The 2,516-nt window shown below is 28.3% G+C and carries 6 protein-coding genes; 2 read left to right on the plus strand and 4 right to left on the minus strand.

Annotation, left to right across the window (positions count from 1 at the left end; genetic code table 11):
* Together AMN99_RS01380 and AMN99_RS01385 are read left to right on the plus strand one after the other, a co-directional pair.
* The coding region (locus AMN99_RS01380) for a DNA translocase FtsK (RefSeq protein ID WP_143323905.1) at positions 1-475 on the plus strand (475 nt) is incomplete at its 5' end.
* Positions 475-1,020: an outer-membrane lipoprotein carrier protein LolA gene (locus AMN99_RS01385; RefSeq protein ID WP_075506066.1), complete on the plus strand. Its 546-nt coding sequence runs from the start codon at positions 475-477 to the stop codon at positions 1,018-1,020. The genes AMN99_RS01380 and AMN99_RS01385, both read left to right, overlap by 1 nt.
* On the opposite strand, the gene AMN99_RS01390 is transcribed toward AMN99_RS01385, so the two are convergent.
* The 4 genes from AMN99_RS01390 to AMN99_RS01405 all read right to left on the minus strand — a co-directional run.
* On the minus strand, positions 1,017-1,520 hold the full coding sequence (locus tag AMN99_RS01390) for a GNAT family N-acetyltransferase (protein WP_075506067.1): 504 nt from the start codon (positions 1,518-1,520) through the stop codon (positions 1,017-1,019). The two genes, AMN99_RS01385 and AMN99_RS01390, sit on opposite strands and share 4 nt — an antisense overlap.
* Complete coding sequence (locus AMN99_RS01395) at positions 1,517-1,882, minus strand: histidine triad nucleotide-binding protein (RefSeq protein WP_075506068.1); 366 nt, start codon at positions 1,880-1,882, stop codon at positions 1,517-1,519. Before AMN99_RS01395 ends, AMN99_RS01390 begins: the two co-directional genes overlap by 4 nt.
* Positions 1,879-2,151, minus strand: coding sequence for a phosphoribosyl-ATP diphosphatase (gene hisE, locus AMN99_RS01400; protein ID WP_075506069.1), 273 nt, complete (start codon positions 2,149-2,151; stop codon positions 1,879-1,881). Before hisE ends, AMN99_RS01395 begins: the two co-directional genes overlap by 4 nt.
* A gap of 1 nt (position 2,152) precedes the next feature.
* Positions 2,153-2,516: HisA/HisF-related TIM barrel protein (locus AMN99_RS01405; protein WP_256998089.1), on the minus strand; the 364-nt coding region annotated here is incomplete at its 5' end.

A 2,516-nucleotide genomic window follows, 5' to 3' on the forward strand; every position in this document is an offset into this window, starting at 1 on the left:
AACAGGTACAATTAAAGCTAATTTTCCAACAAGAATATCTTTTCAAGTGACTTCAAAAATAGATAGTAGAACAATTTTAGGTGAGCAAGGAGCAGAGCAGTTATTAGGAAAGGGTGACATGCTTTATATGTCATCTGCTAACCGAATAGTAAGAATTCATGCTCCATTTGTTTCAGATAATGAGATAGAGAAAATAAACAATTTTTTAAGATCACAGGCGGAACCAGATTATATTGATGAAATCTTGAATTTTGCTGACGAAAAAGAGTTGGGTTCAAATACAGATCAAGGGGATAAAGATGAATTATATCAACAAGCTGTTGAAATAATTAGATCTGAAGGAAAAGCATCTACCTCGTTTTTACAAAGAAAACTTCAAATTGGGTACAATAGAGCTGCACGAATAATAGATATGATGGAAGCTGATGGAATTGTTAGCAAAGCAAATCATGTGGGTAAAAGAGACGTTCTTTAATGTTGAGGTTGTTGCTATTGGTTTGTCTAATTAGTTTATCTAGTGAGGTAAATGCAAATAATAAAAATCAAATAATTAATAAATTAAAAGATACTTTAAATTTAAATTTTGATTTTGAACAAGATATAAATGGAAAAATTGAGTTTGGAAACTGTACAATTCAATATCCAAAAAAAATGTTTTGTGCATATGATCAAAAAAACAAAGTTATAGTTTCAAATGGAAAATCTTTAGTTATAAAATCTGCTTCGAGCTATTACAGATATCCATTAGATAAAACACCATTAAACTTTATTTTAGATAAAAATTTCTTATTAAAAAAAATAGCCGAATTAAATGAAGAAATTATTAATAATTCTCTAGTCAAATTTACAATAAATGAAAATAATCAATCAATAGAGATTTTTTTTGATATAAATAATTATAATTTAATTGGCTGGCAAACTAAGGATATTTATCAAAATATTGCTGTCACACTTCTTTATTCAGTTAAATCAAATCAAATTGTTGATGAAAAAATATTTAAAACTCCTCTTCAAAATTAAATTTTAACAATTTCTGATTTAAATATTTTCATTCCTCTAGCTAGATAATTATTAAGTGCATTTTTATGATCCAAAGAACACGTATGAAGCCAAACTCTCTGTACATTTTGTTGAAATGATTTTTTAATAGCATCCGATAATAAAAATGAACCTAATTTTTTATTTTGGTATTCCTCTAATATTCCAAAATATGCTATTTCCACTTCTTTCTTTTCGGAATGAATAATTAATTCAAAAAAACCAACTAAGTCTTTTTTATTTTTTAATACAAATGTTTTAACATTTTTATTAGATACGTATTTGATCCACTGCTCTTCTGTCCATATTAATCTATCGATCCACTTATGTTTTTTACCTATATTTTTATAAAAAAATTTATTTAACTGAAAGTCAGTTGGTTCAGTTGAATAAACAATATAATCATCTGAAGGTTGTTCACCCTCTTTTAAATCATAAAGTGAGTTTATTTCTAGATAATTTCTTTTAACTTCTTCTGTCACTCAACCATTTTTCCAACACGTTCACCACCAAATAAATGAAAATGTAAATGCGGGACCTCTTGACCACCATGATCACTAATATTAGCTAGTGCCCTATAGCCTTGTCCTACTTCTGTTGAAATACCAAGCTTTTTTGCAACTATATTAATACCTTTCAAAAGACCTACCATCTCTTCTGATGATGCATTCACACTAAAATCATCAAGATCTATATATTTTCCCTTAGGAATTACTAAAGCATGAACTTTCTTTTGTGGGTTGATATCATGAAATGACAAAACATAATCATCTTCATAAATTTTATTGCAAGGTATCTCTCCACGTAAAATTTTAGCAAAAATATTATTGTCATCGTAACTCATTTTTTTCTTTTTTCTAATTCTTCCATTACTTCTTCAATTTTCACATCATTAGCTTCTAAATACATTAATAAATGATAAAATACATCAGCAGCTTCGTGTATTTTGTTTGTATTTTCTTCAATAGCTTCAATTAATTCATCAATTTCTTCTAAGACCTTTGCTTTGCTGAGAGATTTGTCTGTAAGCAATTTGTTTGTATAAGAGCCTTCAACTGGATTAGTTTTTCTTTCTCTTGCAAGTTTAATTAAATTTTCTAATGTATTAAGCATACTAAATTCTAACAGGTATTCCTTTTGAATCCAGATATTCCTTCGCCTCTTTTACAGAGTGTTTGCCATAATGAAATATTGATGCTGCTAAGACTGCACTAGCATTTCCTAATTTAATTCCATCAACTAAATGATCTAAATTCCCTACTCCACCTGATGCAATGACAGGAATATTTACCTTGGATGAAATTTTAGACATAAGCTCAATATCATAACCTACTTGTGTACCATCTCTATCCATTGATGTTACTAATAGCTCCCCTGCTCCACTACTTTCCATTTTTGATGCAAATTCTATTGAATCAATTCCAGTATTGTTTCTTCCACCATGTGTAAAAATTTCCCATTTATCTCCATTTTTTTTT

The organism is Candidatus Pelagibacter communis, from assembly GCF_001180225.1.
In the GTDB taxonomy this organism is placed as follows: Bacteria; Pseudomonadota; Alphaproteobacteria; order Pelagibacterales; family Pelagibacteraceae; genus Pelagibacter; species Pelagibacter ubique_D.

Excerpts from the sequence above, each read along its gene's own strand:
- AMN99_RS01385 (WP_075506066.1), top strand. The coding sequence starts at position 475 with ATGTTGAGGTTGTTGCTATTGGTTTGTCTAATTAGTTTATCTAGTGAG.
- AMN99_RS01395 (WP_075506068.1), bottom strand. The coding sequence starts at position 1,882 with ATGAGTTACGATGACAATAATATTTTTGCTAAAATTTTACGTGGAGAG.
- hisE (WP_075506069.1), bottom strand. The coding sequence starts at position 2,151 with ATGCTTAATACATTAGAAAATTTAATTAAACTTGCAAGAGAAAGAAAA.